A 2,500-nucleotide genomic window follows, 5' to 3' on the forward strand; every position below is an offset into this window, starting at 1 on the left:
TTTCACTTCCGAGTTCGGGATGGGATCGGGTGGTTCCACAGCGCTAATTTCACCAGGGAGGCTTTTGGAGAGTCGCACTCGTCCCGGGGGACAAGGCGCCAGCCTCGCATAGTTCTTGTGACGTAGCGTGCACTTGGATGCTCTTACGACGCTGTCGTAAAGCCAAGGCAACTTGAGGTTATATGGTCAAGCCGCACGGATCATTAGTATCAGTTAGCTCAATACATTGCTGTACTTACACACCTGACCTATCAACCACGTAGTCTACATGGTTCCTTCAGGGGGCTTGTGCCCCGGGAGATCTCATCTTGAGGCGCGCTTCCCGCTTAGATGCTTTCAGCGGTTATCGCTTCCGAACATAGCTACCCGGCAATGCCACTGGCGTGACAACCGGAACACCAGAGGTTCGTCCACTCCGGTCCTCTCGTACTAGGAGCAGCCCCTCTCAAATCTCCAACGCCCATGGCAGATAGGGACCGAACTGTCTCACGACGTTCTGAACCCAGCTCGCGTACCACTTTAAATGGCGAACAGCCATACCCTTGGGACCGACTACAGCCCCAGGATGTGATGAGCCGACATCGAGGTGCCAAACACCGCCGTCGATATGAACTCTTGGGCGGTATCAGCCTGTTATCCCCGGAGTACCTTTTATCCGTTGAGCGATGGCCCTTCCATACAGAACCACCGGATCACTAAGTCCTAGTTTCCTACCTGCTTGATCCGTCGATCTTGCAGTCAAGCACGCTTATGCCTTTGCACACAGTGCGCGATGTCCGACCGCGCTGAGCGTACCTTCGAGCTCCTCCGTTACTCTTTAGGAGGAGACCGCCCCAGTCAAACTACCCACCATACACGGTCCCCGACCCAGATAATGGGCCCAGGTTAGAACGTCAAGCACGACAGGGTGGTATTTCAAGGATGGCTCCGCCACAGCTAGCGCCATGGTTTCATAGCCTCCCACCTATCCTACACAGACGAACTCAACGTTCAGTGTAAAGCTATAGTAAAGGTTCACGGGGTCTTTCCGTCTTGCCACGGGAACGCTGCATCTTCACAGCGATTTCAATTTCACTGAGTCTCGGGTGGAGACAGCGCCGCTGTCGTTACGCCATTCGTGCAGGTCGGAACTTACCCGACAAGGAATTTCGCTACCTTAGGACCGTTATAGTTACGGCCGCCGTTTACTGGGGCTTCGATCAAGAGCTTCGCCTTGCGGCTGACCCCATCAATTAACCTTCCAGCACCGGGCAGGCGTCACACCCTATACGTCCACTTTCGTGTTTGCAGAGTGCTGTGTTTTTGATAAACAGTCGCAGCGGCCTGGTTACTGCGACCCTCTTCAGCTATAGCTCGCACGAGCCACCAAAAAGGGTGCACCTTCTCCCGAAGTTACGGTGCCATGTTGCCTAGTTCCTTCACCCGAGTTCTCTCAAGCGCCTGAGAATTCTCATCCTACCCACCTGTGTCGGTTTACGGTACGGTCTGCGTAAGCTGAAGCTTAGGAGCTTTTCCTGGAAGCGTGGTATCAGTGACTTTGCCATAAAGGCTCGTCTCGGTGCTCGGTCTTAGAGGATCCCGGATTTGCCAAAGATCCAAACCTACCGCCTTTCCCCAGGACAACCAACGCCTGGTACACCTAACCTTCTCCGTCCCTCCATCGCACTTACGCGAGGTGCAGGAATATTAACCTGCTTCCCATCGACTACGACTTTCGTCCTCGCCTTAGGGGCCGACTCACCCTGCGCCGATTAACGTTGCGCAAGGAAACCTTGGGCTTTCGGCGTGCGGGTTTTTCACCCGCATTATCGTTACTCATGTCAGCATTCGCACTTCCGATACCTCCAGCAGACTTCTCAATCCACCTTCAACGGCTTACGGAACGCTCCTCTACCGCGCATACAAAGTATGCACCCCAAGCTTCGGTTCTGTGCTTAGCCCCGTTAAATCTTCCCCGCAGACCGACTCGACCAGTGAGCTATTACGCTTTCTTTAAAGGGTGGCTGCTTCTAAGCCAACCTCCTGGCTGTCTGTGCCTTTCCACATGGTTTTCCACTTAGCACAAAATTTGGGACCTTAGCTGTGGGTCTGGGTTGTTTCCCTTTTCACGACGGACGTTAGCACCCGCCGTGTGTCTCCCATACAGTCCGTCTCGGTATTCGGAGTTTGCAATGGTTTGGTAAGTCGCGATGACCCCCTAGCCATAACAGTGCTCTACCCCCGAGAGGATACATATGAGGCGCTACCTAAATAGCTTTCGAGGAGAACCAGCTATCTCCGGGTTCGATTAGCTTTTCACTCCTAATCACACCTCATCCCCTACCTTTGCAACGGGAGTGGGTTCGGGCCTCCAGTGCGTGTTACCGCACCTTCACCCTGGGCATGACTAGATCACCCGGTTTCGGGTCTACTGCCCGCGACTATGCGCCCTTATCAGACTCGGTTTCCCTTCGCCTCCCCTATACGGTTAAGCTTGCCACGAACAGTAAGTCGCTGACCC

Annotated in this window: 2 rRNA genes (both cut by a window edge); both read right to left on the reverse strand. The window is 54.2% G+C overall.

The features are described from left to right. A 5S ribosomal RNA gene (gene rrf / locus ACMGRF_RS18205) occupies window positions 1-57 on the reverse strand; it reaches 58 nt to the left of the window's first position. 125 nt (window positions 58-182) lie between these two features. Next, window positions 183-2,500 (reverse strand): 23S ribosomal RNA (locus ACMGRF_RS18210) (it continues 560 nt past the right edge of the window).

The sequence above is a fragment of the Stenotrophomonas sp. EMP41 genome, from assembly GCF_047495535.1.
In the GTDB taxonomy this organism is placed as follows: Bacteria; Pseudomonadota; Gammaproteobacteria; order Xanthomonadales; family Xanthomonadaceae; genus Stenotrophomonas; species Stenotrophomonas sepilia.